The following is a 14880-nucleotide window of genomic DNA, read 5'->3' on the forward strand; positions in this document are numbered from 1 at the left end:
CTCAGCCCCCCTGTACCTGTCCGTCGACCGGCGTCTGGCCGGCCGACCCGTGTGCCTGCTGCCCGTGGGACTGGTGCCCGTGGGACTGGTGCCCGTTCGCCTGCTGCCCGTGTGCCTGCTGCCCGGGCGCCTGTGCGCCGTCGGAGGCCTCGGCCTGGGCCGGGCGCAGCGACTGCTGGAAGCGGGCCACCGCGGCGGCCGCCGCCCGCAGGTCGCACGGCGCGCTCCAGAGCAGCCAGCGCGCCTTCTCGTACCGTTCGATCACTTCCGGGTCCTCGGCGACCCGCATCCGGGCCGCCATCGCCTTGTAGGCGTCCAGCCGGCCGCGCAGCTCGGCCCGGACGGCCAGCGGCTGGGTCACCTCGGTGAGCGAGTGCCGGGCCCGGGCCAGCTCCTTGGCGGCGGCGTCCTCCAGCGCGTCCAGCAGCGGCGCCAGCCGGCCCCACTGCCCGGCCTGGCGCAGGTCCAGGGCGGTGACGATCCGTTCGCGCAGCGCCGAGGCCGGGCCGGGCACCGCGGGCACGTCGCTGGAGGCTATCTTCGCCAGCACCTCGCCGCGGGCCCGGCGGGCCTCGGCCAGGGTGGCGTCGGCCCGCTGGAGCAGGTCGCCGACGCCCTGGAGGCGCTCCTCGGCGTCGTCGCGCAGCCGCAGCAGGTTCTCCAGCTCCAGCCGGACGCCGTCCAGGGCCCGCCCGGCCCGGTCGAAGCGCTCGGTGTCCACCACCCCGGCGGGAGAGGCGAAGGCCTCGCCGTCCGGGACGGTGCCGCGCTGGGCGGGCACCCGGGCCGGGCGCCACAGGGCCAGCGGGTCCTCGCGGACCTCGGTGCGCAGCTCGGTGAGGTCCCGCTCCAGCCCGGTCAGGTCGTCGCCCAGCGGGTGGCTGCCGGGGCGCACGCCGAGCGAGGCGGCCAGCGTGTGCACCCGGTGCAGTTCGGCCAGCAGCAGGTCGATCCGGGCCGGCAGCGCCGACCAGACCGCGTCGGCCGCGCTGACCACCTCCAGCACGGTGGCGTACCAGGAGTTCATCCGGGCCATCAGCGCGTCCAGGCTGATCCGCTCGACCAGCTTGGCGGGCGCGCCCAGCAGTTGCGGCCCGTCCGGCACGGCGCCGCCCGGGACGGTCACCGCGTCGCCCGTCAGCAGCTCGGTCAGCTCGGCGAGTTCGGGCCCGCCGGGCTTGGCCTTCCGGGCCCGGACGGCGCGGGCCGAGGCGAGCGCCTCGGAGTAGCGGTCGAACAGCGCCCAGAGCAGCGGCAGCCCCTTGCCGGCGACGGACCAGCGCTCCAGGGTGCGGCCGGACAGCTCGGCGCCGTCCAGCAGCCGCAGGCCCGGGTGGTCCTGGAGGGCGAGCAGCGCCGACTCGACCGCGTCCCGCTCCGCGCCGAGGCGCGCGAGCGCGCGGTCCACCTCCTCCCGGCTCAGTACCGGGCCAGCCGATGCCGCCACCGCGGTGTCCTTCCTTCCTCGCGTGCGATCCCGCCCTGTGCGACGTGCGATCCCACGACAACCCCCGTGTCCACCACCGGTCTCCCCGTGGTGATCGTCCCGAACCCTAGCCGGTGGCCGCTCGGGCGGTGCGGGCGCGGGGCGTCAAGACGGCGTCAACGCCCCGCGTCAGCGGTGCTCCGTGCGCGATGCGGCGCCCGGCACCGCGGCCGGTGCGGTGCTCAGTGCGGGACCGGCCAGTAGCGCTCCGCGTCGTTGAGCATGTACGGCTTCAACCAGCGGTCGTAGCTGCGCCCCCAGTCGCCGCTCGCGTGGTAGTCGGCCAGCACCTGGTTGACCCGCGCGGTGAGGTCCGGGCTGGTCTTGAGCATGGCGACGCCGATCACCTCGGGCTGCACGTCGCCGTCCACGATCCGCACGGTCTGGTCCTGCGCGGCCTGACCGGCCGCCAGGCCGTCGTCGGTCATGGTGGCGTCGACCTTGCCGAGCTGCATCAGGACCAGGCAGTCCAACTGGTTCTCCACCACCGTCAGCTGGGCCCTGGCGTCCTTCTTGGCGCCCTTGGCCGGGTCCATCACGTCGGCGGCCGTCGAGCCCTTGGCGACGCAGACGTTCTTGCCGCCGATCGCCTCGTCCAGGTTCTTCGCCGGGGAGGTCTTCGGCACCAGCACCCGCTGGGAGATGCTGAAGTACGGCTTGGAGAAGGCGACCTGCTCCATCCGCTTGCAGTTGACGGTCATCGTGCGGACGATCAGGTCGACCCGGCCCTTCTGCACCGCGTCGACCCGGTCGGCGGTGGCCACCGGCTTGAGCACGACCTTGTCCGGGTCGCCCATGATGGCGGTGCCGATCGCCCGGGCCAGGTCGATGTCGAAGCCCTCGATCTGGCCGGTGTTCGGGTTGCGGGCGCCCCAGCGGTAGCTGTTCTGGTCGACGCCGATCACCAGGCTGCGCTTGCCCTTGATGGCCTTCACCGCGGGGCCGTCCACCGAACTCGGCGGCACGCTGGCGTAGATGTCGCAGGAGTCGGACTGGTCCTGGCTCTGCTGGACGGCCTGCGGCGCGGTCGCGGTGGTCGCGGCGGCGGCCCCGGCCGGTGCGGCGCCGGAGGGGCCGCCCCCGCCGAGCACGGCCGCGCAGGCGGCCAGCACGGCCAGTGCGGCGGCGCTCCTGGTCGGTACGGTCGTGCCGCGCGTGAGTGTCCGTGTGCGCATGAGTGTCCGTTCCCCCTCTACCGGTACTCGGCGAGTCGTCGGCCCAGGCCGCGCAGCGCGGCGACCGCGGCCGCCAGGCCGAGCACGGCGGCGGCGCCGGCCGCCAGCCGGAGGTCCCCGGCGGTGCCGTCGGCGTACGCCGTGAAGCGGGCCTGCTCGGCGTCGGCGGCCTGGGCCAGTGCCCGGTCGGTGGCGTTGAAGGCGGCGTCGGCGGTGGTGGTGGTGTCGGTGGCGGACACCGTCGCGTTCAGGGCGCCCTGGTAGTCGGCGTTGTCGACCTCGGCGGTGCGCGCCTTGCGGTACCGGTCCTGCCACTCGTCGTACTGCTGGGCGGCGGTGGCCAGCGGCTGGTCCGCGGCGGAGGGGGCGAGGATCAGCGCGTTGGAGAGCGTGCCCGCCCGGTCGCGCATCGGGGTGCCCTTGCCGGCCGTCCCGGCGAGTCGCTTGGTGACGTCGTCGTACTGGGTGGCGTAGGTGGCGGTGGAGCCGCGCGCGACCAGGTTCAGATTCTCCGCCAGGCGCGCCGTCAGCACGTCCACCCGGGCCGAGTTGAGGGCCTGCAGCGGGAAGGCCCCTTCGAGGTCGCTCTTCTTCAACGCCGAGCCGGTGGTCAGCCCGGCCACGGCGAGCCAGAGCGTGCCGGCCAGGACGGCGGCGGTGGCGCCCAGCAGGCCGACGTTGAACACCCGGTTGGTGCGGCGGAACAGGGTCAGCTGCACCCAGCCCAGCGCGGCCAGGGTGAGCACCGCCAGGCCGTACGCGCCCCAGGGCGTGGACCGGGCCGCGGCGTAGTCGGTCACCAGCTCGTGGTTCTCGATGGTGTTCAGCTCGGCGGCGGCCGGCAGCAGGACGGTCTGCATCTGCTCGGAGGCGTACCGCAGGTAGGCGCCGCCGAGCGGGATGCCCTGCCGGTTGTCGGCCCGCGCGGATTCCACCAGACCGGCGTACACCGGGAGTTGCTGGTTCAGCCGGGCGAGTGAGTCCTGGGCCGGGGAGGTCGAGGTGGTCCGGGCGGCGGCCTGGGAGATCAGCTTGGCGGCCTGGGCGAGGTCCTGCTCGTAGCGGGCCCGGACGTCCTTCGGCTCGGCGCCGGCCAGCAGGAAGCCGGAGGCCGCGGTGGTGGCGGCGTCGGCCAGCGAGCGGTGGATCTCGGCGGCGTCCCGGCTGAGCGGCTGACTGTACGAGACCACCCGGTCGGCGGCCTGCGCCCTGGTCTCCAACTGCCAGGCGGTGAGCCCGCCGAAGGCCACGGTCAGCACCGCGAGCACCACCCCGGCCATCCGCAGCCGGCCCGGGGGCGTGCGGGTGGCCTGGGCCAGCCGGGCGCGCACCCCGCGCTCCGGCGCGGTGCCCCGGGGCCGCTTCGCGGGCGGTGCGGCGCCCGGTCCCGGCGTGGCCGGACCAGGGAACGCCGCTCCCCGGGGTGCCGGGGATGCCGGGGTACCCGGTGCACCTGGTGCGCCCGGTGCGCCCGGGGTCGCCGTTGGTGCGCCGAACGCCGCCGTCCCCGGTGCGGCCGGCGGCGTGCCCGGTCGTGCCGGGAACGCGGCGCCCGGTGCGCCGTTGCCTACTGGTGTCGCCACCCGCCTCATCCTCCCCTGGGGCCGGCCCGTCTCCCCGGGCCCGACCGATGGCAGCAGTATGGCCGTGACTCCCTCCGGCCACACCTGACTTGCGCCGATCTTGAGCATGTCGTGCACGGTTTCCGCACGCCTCCGTACGGCTTGTGCCGATTGTCACCGGTTGTCACCGATCGCACCGGCCCCACGGAGAGGTTGGCGCCCGCTGCGACGCCCGCCGGGGCCCCCGCGGTTCCGTGCCGCGCGGCCGCCGGGCCCGGCACCCCCGTGCTCCGTACCATGGGCCCCATGCGACTGCTTGGAACGATCTCGCCCGACCGCCCGCTGCTCGTCGTCGCGGTCCGCGAGGAGGCCGCCCACCTCGACGACCGGCTGCCCGTGCTGCTCACCGGGATAGGGAAGGTCAACGCCACCGCGGCCCTGGCCACCGTGCTGGCGCAGGGCGAACTCCCCTCCGAGGTGATCAACCTCGGCACGGCCGGCGCGCTGCGCCCCGGCTGGGAGGGCATGCACCACGTCGTCCAGGTGATCCAGCACGACCTGAACACCGCCGCCCTCCAGCACCTCACCGGCCGCAGCTACGGCGCCCCGCTGGTGGTCGGCAAGGGCGACGGACCGGTGCTGGCCACCGGTGACCTGTTCGTCGACTCCCCGGACGCCAAGGAGCGACTCGCCGAGCACGCCGACCTGGTCGACATGGAGGGCTACGCCGTCGCCGCCGTCGCCCACCGGGCCGGGGTGCCGGTGCGGCTGGTCAAGTACGTCAGCGACGAGGCCGGGGACGGTGCGGCCCGCAGCTGGCAGGAGTCGGTCGACGGCTGCGCCCGGCACCTCGCGGACTGGGTGCACGCGCAGGGGTGGTGACGGGGCGGTTGGTCGTCGGGGCGTCGGGCTGGCTGGTCGTCGGGTTGGTTGGCGGTCGGGCCGGTTGGCCGGCCGTCGGGGTGTCGGTTCGGGTGGCTAGGGTGGCGCGGTGACCGAGAACACCGCGCCCAGCCCGCGCCCCGACGTCCGTCCGCCCGGCCTGAACGCCGATGAGCGGACCACCCTGCTGTCCTTCCTCGACTACCTGCGCGAGGCCGTGATCGGCAAGGTGGAGGACCTCTCCGACGAGGACGCCCGGCGGCCCGGGGTCGCCTCCGGCACCAGCCTGCTGTGGCTGGTGCGGCACTTGGCCGTGGTCGAGTACAACTGGTTCGAGTACGCGTACGGCGGCCTCGGGGACGAGCCGGCCCTGACGTCGGACGCCCCGCTGGCGGAGCTCTCCACGGCCTCGGCGGTCGCCGCCTACCGGGACGCGATCGCCCGGGCGAACGCGGTGGTCGCGGCCGCCCCCGACCTCGACCGGCCGGGCGTGCGCTCGCTGCGCCCCGACGCGGTCGAAGGGCCGTCGCTGCGCTGGGTGCTGGTGCACATGATCGAGGAGACCGGGCGGCACGCCGGGCATGCGGACATCATCCGGGAGCAGCTGGACGGTGCCGTCGGGCGGTGAGGCCGGGCGGTGAGGCGGCGGGGGGGGGGGGGGGGGGGCCCCCCCCCCCCCCCGGGGGGGGGGGGGGGGGGGGGGGGGGGCGGGGGGCCCCCCCCCCCCACCCCCGGCGGTTCACTCGTGGCCGGTCGTGGCAGGTTGCGGTCGGTCGCCGTCAGTCCCGGAAGGCCGAGAGGTCGAAGGCCGCCAGCCGCTCCGGGTCGGCGATCACGTCGATCGCGGTGATCGCGCCGTCCACGACGGTGAACGCCATGATCGACAGCGCCCGGCCGTTGGCGCCGATGACCACCGCGCCTGCGGCGCCGTTGACCAGCGCCGGGCGGGCGAACGGCGACAGCCTGCCCCACAGGACGGCCTGCCCGGCCACCGTCGCGGCACCGGTGAGCACCACGGTGTGGCGGGCCAGCCCGGCGCCGCCGTCCGAGCGCAGCACCACGTCCGGGTCCAGCACGGCGACCAGCGCCTCCAGATCGCCGGTGCGGGAGGCGGCGAAGAAGGCGTCCACGGCCAGCCGCTGACGGCCCAGGTCCCGGTCGGGCGCGGGCTGCGCCTGCACCTTGCGGCGGGCCCGGCTGGCCAGTTGGCGGGTCGCTGCCGAGGTCTTCTCGATCAGCGGGGCGATCTCCTCGAACGGCACCGCGAACAGGTCGTGCAGCACGAAGGCGACCCGCTCGGCGGGCGACAGCGACTCCATCACCACCATCAGCGCCAGACCGACCGAGTCCGCGAGCATCACCTCCTGCTCCGGGTCGACCACCCCCTCCCGGCGCAGCAGCGGGTCCGGCAGCCGCTCGGGGCCGCTCGCGCCGTCCGGTCCGACCGGCTGGAGCGGCTCCTCCCGGCGGGCGGCGCGGTCGCGCAGCAGGTTCAGGCAAACCCGGGACACCACCGTGGTCAGCCAGCCGCCGAGGTTGGCCACGGCGGCCGTGTCGGTGCGGTCGTACCGCAGCCAGGCGTCCTGGAGCGCGTCGTCGGCCTCGCTGACCGAGCCGAGCATCCGGTAGGCGACGGCGCGCAGGTGCGGGCGGTGCTCCTCGAAGAGCGCGGTCCGGGCGGCTCCCTCGTCGGTTCCGCCGGTACCGCCTGTTTCGTTCACCGTGTCTCGTTCCTTCGTCGGGGTTGTCGGAGCGGGCTCGTAGGGTGTGCGGCATGTCGTTCCTCGATCGCCTGCGGGCGACCCCCGCCACCGTCGACTACCTGCTCTGGCCCGGGGACTTCTCCCTCGACGCCTACTCCCACGTGGAGGAGGTCGTGCTCGCCTCCGGCGAAGCCCTGGAGGAGGTCGCCAAGTGCGGTGCGGGCGGCACCTTCTTCCTCTGCGGCGAGGGCGGCGACGAACGCCCCGTCCTCTACGCCGACTCGGAGGGCGGCGCGGCGCTGCTGGCCGTCGGTCTGGAGGAGCTGGTCCGGCTGCTGCTGGCGGTGCCGTGGTGGCGGGACTGCGTGCGGCTGACCGAGGAGGAGAGCACGGAGGCGGCCGAGGACTACCTGGCCGACGAGCCCGACCTGCTCGCCGACCGGGACGCGGCCGCGGCCGCGATCGGGCTCGAAGTCCCCACCGCGGCCGAGGCCTTGGCCCGTCTGCGCGAGGTCACCCTCGGCCTCGGGCCGTCGTACGTGCTGCTCAACGCCGTGGAGGGCAACGCCTACCAGCCGCTGTTCCGGCTCTGACCCGATCGGCCCCGGAGCCGGTCGGCCAGTTCGCGGGCCACGGCGGCCTCCGGGGCGCCGGTGTCGTCCAGGTGCGCCAGCAGGCGCAGGACGGCACGGTGTTCGCCGTGGGTGAGCCGGACCTGTGCGCCCGGGTGGGCGAGGTCCTCCGTGACGCCCCGGGCCAGGTCGGCCGTGCTGCGGGCGGAGTCGCCCGCGTCCGGGCCGTCCGGGCCGTCCGGGCCGTCCGGGCCAGGGTTGCTCCGGCCCGGGCCGTCCATGGTGACGCTCGTCGACTGGATGACCTGGCCGCCGATGGTGACGTTGCCGATGATCTGGTTGACCATGCTTCCCCCCGGGGTGAGTTGACGATCGATCGGCAGCGTAGCCGGTGCGGCGGCGGAGTGGCGGTGCGGCGGCGGTGCGGTCAGGGGCGGCGGCCGCGCCGCCTGGACCAGCCGGTGTCGGGGTCGTCGCCGGAGCTGCCCGGGCGACCCGGGTTGTGCAGGGTGCTCGCGGAGGTGTGCCGTTCGGCCGGTCGGATCGCGATGGCGTCCATGGTGTGCCTTTCCCCGTCGTCGTCATGCGTGCGCTCTGGCTCGCAGAACGCTAGGGGCGGCCGGGGTGCTCCGCATCCGTACGGGTACTCAGCCGGACTGAGTCGATTCGCCGTCGTGCCGGTCAGAGGAGGCGGCGCAGGAGGCGGGACTTGAGGGGGGTGAACGGCGGGTAGGCGGGGCGGAGGGGGTCGGCGAGGAGGGGCTTGTCGAGGACGGACTTGGTGTGGCTGAAGGTGTCGATGGAGTGGGCGCCGTGGTACCGGCCGAGGCCGCTCTCGCCGACGCCGCCGAAGGGGAGGCCGGGGACGACGATGTGGGCGTTGGGGACGCCGAAGGCGAGGGCGCCGGAGGAGGTCTCGGTGGTGAGGCGGCGCTTGGTGGTGTCGGAGGCGGTGAAGGCGTAGAGGGCGAGGGGCTTGTCGCGGGCGGTGACGAAGGCGATCGCGGCGTCGAGGTCGGGGACGCGGATGATCGGCAGGACGGGGCCGAAGATCTCCTCGCGCATCACCGGGGCGTCCGGGTCGACGTCGGCCAGGACGGTGGGGGCGAGGTAGCGGTCGGCGCGGTGGTGGTCGCCGCCGGTGACGATGCGGCCGTCGGCGAGCAGGGCCGTCAGCCGGTCGAAGTGGCGCTCGTTGACGATGCGGCCGTAGTCGGGGCTCCGGGCCGGGTCGGTGCCGTACATCTCGCGGACGGCGGCGGTGAGTTGGCGTTCGAGCTCGGTGGCGGTGTCGCCGATGGCGAGGACGTAGTCGGGGGCCACGCAGGTCTGGCCGGCGTTCATGAACTTGCCCCAGGCGATCCGGCGGGCGGCGGTGGCGAGGTCGGTGCCGGGTTCGACGACGACCGGGCTCTTGCCGCCCAACTCCAGGGTGACGGGGGTGAGATGGCGGGCGGCGGCGGTCATGACGATGCGGGCGACGGTGCCGTTGCCGGTGTAGAAGACGTGGTCGAAGCGCTGCTCCAGCAGGGCGCCGGTCTCCGGCACGCCGCCCTCGACGACGGCGACGGCCTGCGGGTCGAGGGTGCGGGGCAGCCAGTGGGCGAGGGCGGCGGAGGTGGCGGGGGCGAGCTCGCTGGGCTTGACCACCGCACAGTTGCCCGCGGCGAGCGCGCCGACCAGCGGGGCCAGGGCGAGCTGGAGCGGGTAGTTCCACGGGCTGATGATCAGCACGGTGCCCAGGGGCTCGCGGACCGTCCGGGCCCGGGCGGGCTGCAGGGCGAGCGGGACGGGGATGCGGCGCGGGCGCAGCCAGCCGTCGAGGTGGCGCAGGGTGTGGTCGATCTCGTTGACCGTGAAGCCGATCTCGGTGGTGTAGGCCTCGGCGGCGCTCTTCCCGAGGTCGGCGTGGAGGGCGGCGGTGAAGACGGCCTCCTGGTCGACCAGCAGGCGGCGCAGGGCGCGGAGTTGGGCCTTGCGCCAGGCGAGGGGCTTGGTGCGGCCGGTGGCGAAGGCGGCGTGCAGGCGGGCGACGGTCGCGGCGGGCGCGGCTGTGGGGGTGGCTTCGGCGGAGGCGGGCGCGGCTGTGGGCGTGGCTTCGGCAGAGAGGCTCATGCCGTCGAGCATAAACGAAACGAAACGATTTCGTTTCTAGTTCTCGGTAGACTTCCGGCATGAGCCGCAGCACCACCCCGTCCAGCGCCACCCGGTCCGGCACCACGACCTCCAGCACCGCACCGGCCGCCACGGCGCGCCGGGGGCGCCCCCGTGACGCCGCCCGGGACCGGGCGCTGCTGGACGCCACGCTCGCCGTCCTCGCGGAGAGCGGCTACGGCGGGCTGACCACCGCCGCCGTGGCGGCTCGGGCCGGGGTCTCCACGGCGACCCTCTACCGCCGCTGGTCGTCCAAGGAGGACCTGGTGATCGCCGCCGCCGCGCTGCACGGGGAGAGCTCCTACGAGCAGCCGGACACCGGCGGACTGGAGGGCGACCTGCGGGTCGTCCTGCGGGACAAGGCGGCGAGCATGACCGGCGAGCCCGGCCGGCTGATCCGCGCCCTGATCGGCGAGGCCGCCCACAACACCGCCCTGGCCCAGGCGCTGGTGACGGCCTTCCTCCAGCCGGTGTACGGGCGGGTCGCGGAGGTCGTCCGGCGGGCCGTCGAGCGCGGGGAGATCCCGCCGCTGGACGGCGTGGACCTGCTCGGCGAGGTGGTGGTCGGACCGGTGATGACCCATTTCCTGCTCACCCCGCACCTGCCCGAGGACGTGGACGAGGCCACCGCCCAGGAGACCGCCGACCGGCTGCTGCCCTTCGCCCTGCGGGCGGTGGGCGGTGGGCGGGGCGGTCGGGACGCTCGGGACGTCCGCCCGTGAGGCCCCGTGAGATCCGTGAGATCCGTTGGATCCGCGAGACCCGTGAGACCCCGTGAGAAGAGGAGCCCCGATGCCCTGGTTCACGCTCGAACGCTTCGACCCGTCCTTCTTCGACACCGCGCCGCACCGCCACGCGTACGTGCTGGACCTCCCGGTGGCGCCGGAGACGGTCTGGCGGGGGCTCGCCGGTGACGCGCCGCTGTCCTGGTGCCGGGGCCTGGCCGGCGGCCGCTACACCTCGCGACCCCCGCACGGCGTCGGCACGACCCGCGAGATCACCGCGATGCGGCTGCTGCGCCTGCGGGAGGAGTTCGTGCGCTGGGAGGAGGGATCCCGGCACTCCTTCTGCGTCACCTCGGCGAGCCTGCCGCTGTTCCGGCGCTTCGGGGAGGACTACCTGGTCGAGCCCACCCCGACCGGCACCAGGTTCACCTGGACCTTCGCCTTCGAGCCCAACCCGCTGCTGGCCCGCCCGGCCGCGCTGACGGACCTGCCGAACCGGTCCTTCCTGCGGACCCTGGTCGCGGACACCAAGCGGCACTTCGGCGCGGCCTGATGCGCCCGGGCGGCCAGGTGGCGGAGCGGGCCGGGGCGTCGGCCTGCGGGTGGTTCCCTGGCGGCGGAGTGGATCGGACGTCCGTGTAGCACATTCGTCTCGGACGGACGTCCGTCTTGCACGTCCGCGCCAGGGGGGGTGTCCCGCGCGGCCCCGTGCGGCGTGGACGGTTCGTACGTACGTCTTGGACGTTTGTCTTGCACGTACGTCCGATCCATGAGTATGGTGATCCCATCAACCGCTTTACCGGGGGGAACCGGACATGAACGACGCCATCACTCACGCCGAAGCCGTTCGCGGCGAACTGGTCATCGACGGCCGCCGGTTGTCCTACCTGGACTTCGGCGGCACCGGCCGCCCGCTGCTCGCGCTGCACGGCCACCTCTCGGAGGGTGCGGTGTGGGCCCGGCTGGCGGCCGAACTCGGCCCCGACTGGCGGGTGATCGCGCCCGACCAGCGCGGCCAGGGTCACTCGGAGCGGGCCGCCGACTACTCGCGGGAGGGCTACCTCGCCGACGTCGAGGCGCTGCTCGACCACCTGGGTCTGCCGACGGCGGTGCTGCTCGGCCACTCGCTCGGGGCGATCAACTCCTACCAGTTCGCGGCCCGCCACCCCGAGCGGGTCGAGGCGATCGTCAACGTCGAGGGTCCGCTGGTGCTCGGCCTGGAGGGCCCGCACCCGCTGGCCTTCCTGCTCGGCCTACCGTACGACGCCCAGAGCCGGGACGCGCTGGTCGCCGCGCTCGGTCCGGCCGCCCCGTACTTCGCCGACCGGCTACGGGAGGACGCGGACGGCACCTGGCGGCTGCCCTTCCATCCGAAGGACATGTACGAGTCCGAGGAGCTGGTCCACGGCGACCACCGGGCCGACTGGACGGCGTCCGACTGCCCCGCCCTGCTGGTGCGGGCCACCGGCGGCGCGATCCCGGCCGAGCAGGCGGCCGAGGCCGTCTCCCGCCGCCCCGGGACGGTCCTCGCGGAGCTGGCCGGCGACCATCTGCTGCCGGTCACCGCCCCCGACGAACTCGCGGTGACCGTAAGGGAGTTCCTCGCGAAGCTGTAGCCGCGGCGGAACGGTGCGGTCCGCGTGGTGCCCGGCGCTCCGGCAGGGTATAACGCTCCTGACCGGAACACCGGAACACCGGAAGAGCGTCCATATCCGTCGGGGGAGACCATGGACCCGGAACTGAGCTCACTCGCGGGCGTCGCCGCGACGGCCGTCGTCCAGCAGCTGACCACCACCGCCTGGGAGCGGATCCGTGCCGCCGTCGGGGAGTTGTGGCGCCGCCGGCATCCCGAGCGGGCCGAGACGGTGCTCGCCGAGCTGGGCGAGTCGCGCGAGGACGTGGCGCAGGCGCGCCGTGCGGGGGACGAGCGGGCGGAGCAGGAGGTGGTCGACCTGTGGGGTGCCCGGCTGCGTCGACTGCTCGCCGCTGATCCCGGCGCCGCCGCACAACTGCGCGCGCTCGTCAAGGAGTTGACCGGCGGATCGGCGCCCGCCGTGCCGCAGCAGTCGGTCACCATGACCGCCGAGGCCTCCGGACGGGCCCGGATCAACCAGGCCGTCGGGGACATCCACGTCAACGAACGGTGAGGGCGGGTGAGCCCCCAGGGGCCGCCACCCGGCCCGGACCGGCCGGAGCGCGGCCCGCGCAACGTCAACCTCAATGCCACGGCGAGCGGCCACGGGCGGGTCAACCAGGCGGGCCGGGACCAGCACTTCCACATCACCGTCCCGCTGCTCGGCGCGGCGCTGGTGCTCGGGCTGCTGCTGTTCGCGCTCTGGAAGCCGATCCAGCAGGTGGCGGGCGGGTTGGTGGATTCGAGCCCGTCACCGTCGGTGTCCGCCGTCGTGCCGTGGGACCGGACGACGCACCTCGACACCGACCCGCGTCCGGATCCGCCGACACCGAGGCCGGCACCGAGGCCGACGCCGACTCCCACCCCCACCCCCACCCCCATGCCGACACCGACACCGACGCCCACGCCGCCGCCGCTTCCGCCCGACCCGGCGGACGTGGCTTTCGCCGCCGTTCGCGCCGGTGACTGCCTGGACGTCTACGACACCGGATGGGGAACGTGGAGCCGGACGGTCCCGGTCGCCGTGGACTGCCGGGGTGGCAGCGCCTTCAACCGGGTTGCCGTGGTCGCCGCCGCCGCGGCGGGCTGTCCGGCGGGCGGAGGCCGTGCCGCGTACGTCCACACCAACCGCGACCACTCGGTGACGGTGCTGTGCCTGGAGCGGCAGTTCCGGTACGGCCAGTGCTTTCTGGGCCACACCCCCGACCACCGAACCATCGACAACGGCTTCCTCGGTGTGGTCTGGGACTGCACCCTCAGGCAGGGTCCGTCGACCGCCAACGCGATGCTCGCCATCACGGCGGTCGTCACGAGCAGGGACAACTGCCCGGCCCGCAACGGCCGGTACGGTGCCGAGTGGCCGGTGCTGGACGGCACCACCAAGGTGTGCGCGGTGGTGGTGTAGGCCGGTCAGCGGGTGGCGGTGAGGGCCAGGGTGGCGACGGCCAGGGCCAGGTAGCCGGCCGGGAAGTGGAGGTTGTGGAGGACCCGGGTGCGGACGTGGGTCGCCACGGCGCCGAGGTAGAACAGCACCAGCCCGACCGCGGCCGCGAGGCCGAGCGGCGGGAGGGCGACCAGGCCGACCAGCAGGCCGACGGCGCCGGCCAGCTTGAGCGAGGCGAGCCACGGGACCCACTCCGGCTTCACCTTCACCTCGGCCGAATTGGCCAGGACGAAGGGGGCCTTGGCGAAGTCGGCGGCGGCGATTCCGGCGTTGGCGGCGATGGCGAGGACGGTGACGGCGAGACAGGTGATGGACATGGGTCCAGCCTCTTCGCGGGCCTCCGCTTGCGTCCAATACCGGCTTCCATAACCTGGTGGAATGGATGTGGACACCCGGCTGCTGCGCACCTTCGCCGCCGTCGCCGAGGACGGCAGCCTGACCCGGGCGGCCGAGCGGCTGTACGTCTCCCAGCCCGCGCTGACCAAGCAGGTCCGGCAGTTGGAGAAGCTGCTCGGGGTGCCGCTGTTCGTCCGCTCCCGGGCCGGGATGGCGCTCACCGTGGCCGGGCGGAGCCTCGCCGCGCGGGTGCCGGGCCTGCTGGCCGACTGGGACGCGACGCTGCGCGAGGCCAGGGGCGCGGCCAGCCGGGCGGAGCGGGCGCTGCGGGTGGGCTTCCTGGCCAGCGCCGCCAACGAGGCCACGCCGGGCATCGTCGCCGGGTTCACCGACCGCAATCCCGGCTGGCGGGTCGAGATGCGGCACACCGCGTGGTCGGACCCGACGGCCGGGCTGGCCGCCGGGGAGGCCGATGTGGCGCTGCTGCGGCTGCCGTTCCCCGGGCAGGAGGGGTGGCGGGTGGCCGAGCTGTTCACCGAGCCGCGGTGGGTCGCGCTGCCCTCGGCGCACCGGCTGGCGGCGCTGGAGGTGGTCCCGTTCCGGGAGTTGTGGGACGAGCCCTTCGTCGCGGCCCCGGCCGAGACCGGCCGTTGGCGGGACTACTGGGTCGCCGCCGATGAGCGGGAGGGCCACCCGGTCCGCTTCGGCGCCGTGGTGGAGCACCCGGACGACTGGCTGAGCGCCATCGCGAACGGTTACGGGGTCGCGCTCGCCCCCGCGTCCACGGCCCGCTTCTACGCCCGGCCGGGGATCGCCTACCGGCCGGTGAGCGGGGTCAGCCCGAGCCGGATCGCGGTGGCGTGGGCCGCGGCGGACGACGGGAACCCGGTGGTGCGGGACTTCGTGCGGTGCTGCCTGGCGGCGGGCGATGCGGGCGATGCGGGCGATGCGGTCGACGGGGCCGACGGGGCCGACGGGCCTCACTCGGCCGCCGGGGGCCCCGCCCCGGAGTGAATCCGCCCCGGCGCCGGGGCCGGGGAGGGGTGGCAGCCCTCAGCGCCGCCACCCCCCGTTGGCTTCTCGGCACCGGGGCGGTGGTTCATTGAGCCAAACCCCGCCTTGGGGTGAAAGCGGGTGGGGATCCGGCCGGGGTTCGGTGGGGTTTCGGTGCGCGTCCCATCGCGCTCCGGACCTCGCGCAAGCGCGAG

General features: G+C 74.8%; 17 protein-coding genes. 9 read left to right on the top strand and 8 right to left on the bottom strand.

Translation table 11 applies throughout. From position 1 onward, the window contains the following. Position 1: 1 nt before the first annotated feature. The 3 genes from ACFXOZ_RS14390 to ACFXOZ_RS14400 form a co-directional block, all read right to left on the bottom strand. Complete coding sequence (locus ACFXOZ_RS14390; protein ID WP_380590349.1) at positions 2-1447, bottom strand: hypothetical protein; 1446 nt, start codon at positions 1445-1447, stop codon at positions 2-4. A gap of 221 nt (positions 1448-1668) precedes the next feature. Further along, on the bottom strand, positions 1669-2661 hold the full coding sequence (locus ACFXOZ_RS14395; protein WP_380590352.1) for a glutamate ABC transporter substrate-binding protein: 993 nt from the start codon (positions 2659-2661) through the stop codon (positions 1669-1671). A 17-nt stretch (positions 2662-2678) separates the two neighbouring features. After that, positions 2679-3992 (bottom strand): hypothetical protein, encoded by a 1314-nt coding sequence (locus tag ACFXOZ_RS14400; RefSeq protein WP_380590355.1) that lies wholly within the window; start codon positions 3990-3992, stop codon positions 2679-2681. A 537-nt stretch (positions 3993-4529) separates the two neighbouring features. On the opposite strand from ACFXOZ_RS14400, the gene ACFXOZ_RS14405 reads away from it, so the two are divergent. Both ACFXOZ_RS14405 and ACFXOZ_RS14410 read left to right on the top strand, forming a co-directional pair. After that, complete coding sequence (locus ACFXOZ_RS14405) at positions 4530-5105, top strand: nucleosidase (RefSeq protein ID WP_380590358.1); 576 nt, start codon at positions 4530-4532, stop codon at positions 5103-5105. A 109-nt stretch (positions 5106-5214) separates the two neighbouring features. After that, positions 5215-5733 carry a DinB family protein gene (locus tag ACFXOZ_RS14410; RefSeq protein WP_380590360.1) on the top strand — a complete coding sequence of 173 codons (519 nt, stop codon included), beginning with the start codon at positions 5215-5217 and terminating at the stop codon, positions 5731-5733. A gap of 151 nt (positions 5734-5884) precedes the next feature. Here ACFXOZ_RS14410 and ACFXOZ_RS14415 read toward each other — a convergent pair whose 3' ends face one another. Further along, on the bottom strand, positions 5885-6826 hold the full coding sequence (locus tag ACFXOZ_RS14415; RefSeq protein ID WP_380590362.1) for a sigma-70 family RNA polymerase sigma factor: 942 nt from the start codon (positions 6824-6826) through the stop codon (positions 5885-5887). A gap of 53 nt (positions 6827-6879) precedes the next feature. Here ACFXOZ_RS14415 and ACFXOZ_RS14420 point away from each other — a divergent pair, with 53 nt between their 5' ends. Continuing rightward, complete coding sequence (locus tag ACFXOZ_RS14420) at positions 6880-7401, top strand: hypothetical protein (protein ID WP_375896230.1); 522 nt, start codon at positions 6880-6882, stop codon at positions 7399-7401. Here ACFXOZ_RS14420 and ACFXOZ_RS14425 read toward each other — a convergent pair. The 3 genes from ACFXOZ_RS14425 to ACFXOZ_RS14435 all read right to left on the bottom strand — a co-directional run bounded on the left by ACFXOZ_RS14425 (position 7377) and on the right by ACFXOZ_RS14435 (position 9495). Beyond that, entirely contained in the window at positions 7377-7727 is a 351-nt protein-coding gene (locus ACFXOZ_RS14425; protein WP_380590365.1) for a hypothetical protein, read from the bottom strand. The two genes, ACFXOZ_RS14420 and ACFXOZ_RS14425, sit on opposite strands and share 25 nt — an antisense overlap. 80 nt (positions 7728-7807) lie before the next feature. After that, positions 7808-7939: a hypothetical protein gene (locus ACFXOZ_RS14430; protein WP_375896225.1), complete on the bottom strand. Its 132-nt coding sequence runs from the start codon at positions 7937-7939 to the stop codon at positions 7808-7810. 122 nt (positions 7940-8061) lie between these two features. Next, positions 8062-9495 (bottom strand): aldehyde dehydrogenase family protein, encoded by a 1434-nt coding sequence (locus ACFXOZ_RS14435; RefSeq protein ID WP_380590367.1) that lies wholly within the window; start codon positions 9493-9495, stop codon positions 8062-8064. Positions 9496-9554: 59 nt separating this feature from the next. On the opposite strand from ACFXOZ_RS14435, the gene ACFXOZ_RS14440 reads away from it, so the two are divergent. The 5 genes from ACFXOZ_RS14440 to ACFXOZ_RS14460 all read left to right on the top strand — a co-directional run bounded on the left by ACFXOZ_RS14440 (position 9555) and on the right by ACFXOZ_RS14460 (position 13297). Continuing rightward, the gene (locus tag ACFXOZ_RS14440) at positions 9555-10256 is read left to right on the top strand and encodes a TetR/AcrR family transcriptional regulator (protein ID WP_380523277.1); all 702 of its coding nucleotides are present in this window, start codon (positions 9555-9557) and stop codon (positions 10254-10256) included. A gap of 70 nt (positions 10257-10326) precedes the next feature. After that, a complete protein-coding gene (locus tag ACFXOZ_RS14445; protein ID WP_380523276.1) occupies positions 10327-10812 on the top strand; it encodes an SRPBCC family protein in 486 nt (161 codons plus the stop codon). Positions 10813-11074: 262 nt separating this feature from the next. Continuing rightward, a complete protein-coding gene (locus ACFXOZ_RS14450; protein ID WP_380523275.1) occupies positions 11075-11875 on the top strand; it encodes an alpha/beta fold hydrolase in 801 nt (266 codons plus the stop codon). A 111-nt stretch (positions 11876-11986) separates the two neighbouring features. Further along, the gene (locus tag ACFXOZ_RS14455) at positions 11987-12406 is read left to right on the top strand and encodes a hypothetical protein (protein ID WP_380590370.1); all 420 of its coding nucleotides are present in this window, start codon (positions 11987-11989) and stop codon (positions 12404-12406) included. 6 nt (positions 12407-12412) lie between these two features. Next, complete coding sequence (locus tag ACFXOZ_RS14460) at positions 12413-13297, top strand: hypothetical protein (protein WP_380523271.1); 885 nt, start codon at positions 12413-12415, stop codon at positions 13295-13297. Between the two features lie 5 nt (positions 13298-13302). On the opposite strand, the gene ACFXOZ_RS14465 is transcribed toward ACFXOZ_RS14460, so the two are convergent. Continuing rightward, positions 13303-13653 carry a DoxX family protein gene (locus ACFXOZ_RS14465; protein ID WP_380523270.1) on the bottom strand — a complete coding sequence of 117 codons (351 nt, stop codon included), beginning with the start codon at positions 13651-13653 and terminating at the stop codon, positions 13303-13305. Positions 13654-13714: 61 nt separating this feature from the next. Between ACFXOZ_RS14465 and ACFXOZ_RS14470 the strand changes: the two genes are divergently transcribed. Beyond that, positions 13715-14686 carry a LysR family transcriptional regulator gene (locus tag ACFXOZ_RS14470; protein ID WP_380590373.1) on the top strand — a complete coding sequence of 324 codons (972 nt, stop codon included), beginning with the start codon at positions 13715-13717 and terminating at the stop codon, positions 14684-14686. Positions 14687-14880 lie beyond the last annotated feature (194 nt).

The sequence above is a fragment of the Kitasatospora sp. NPDC059160 genome (assembly GCF_042755465.1).
Classification (GTDB): domain Bacteria; phylum Actinomycetota; class Actinomycetes; order Streptomycetales; family Streptomycetaceae; genus Kitasatospora.

Coding starts and splice junctions, on each gene's coding strand:
- ACFXOZ_RS14455 (WP_380590370.1), top strand. CDS start 11,987: ATGGACCCGGAACTGAGCTCACTCGCGGGCGTCGCCGCGACGGCCGTC.
- ACFXOZ_RS14440 (WP_380523277.1), top strand. CDS start 9,555: ATGAGCCGCAGCACCACCCCGTCCAGCGCCACCCGGTCCGGCACCACG.
- ACFXOZ_RS14465 (WP_380523270.1), bottom strand. CDS start 13,653: ATGTCCATCACCTGTCTCGCCGTCACCGTCCTCGCCATCGCCGCCAAC.
- ACFXOZ_RS14435 (WP_380590367.1), bottom strand. CDS start 9,495: ATGAGCCTCTCTGCCGAAGCCACGCCCACAGCCGCGCCCGCCTCCGCC.
- ACFXOZ_RS14420 (WP_375896230.1), top strand. CDS start 6,880: ATGTCGTTCCTCGATCGCCTGCGGGCGACCCCCGCCACCGTCGACTAC.
- ACFXOZ_RS14405 (WP_380590358.1), top strand. CDS start 4,530: ATGCGACTGCTTGGAACGATCTCGCCCGACCGCCCGCTGCTCGTCGTC.
- ACFXOZ_RS14430 (WP_375896225.1), bottom strand. CDS start 7,939: ATGGACGCCATCGCGATCCGACCGGCCGAACGGCACACCTCCGCGAGC.
- ACFXOZ_RS14445 (WP_380523276.1), top strand. CDS start 10,327: ATGCCCTGGTTCACGCTCGAACGCTTCGACCCGTCCTTCTTCGACACC.
- ACFXOZ_RS14395 (WP_380590352.1), bottom strand. CDS start 2,661: ATGCGCACACGGACACTCACGCGCGGCACGACCGTACCGACCAGGAGC.
- ACFXOZ_RS14425 (WP_380590365.1), bottom strand. CDS start 7,727: ATGGTCAACCAGATCATCGGCAACGTCACCATCGGCGGCCAGGTCATC.
- ACFXOZ_RS14470 (WP_380590373.1), top strand. CDS start 13,715: ATGGATGTGGACACCCGGCTGCTGCGCACCTTCGCCGCCGTCGCCGAG.
- ACFXOZ_RS14450 (WP_380523275.1), top strand. CDS start 11,075: ATGAACGACGCCATCACTCACGCCGAAGCCGTTCGCGGCGAACTGGTC.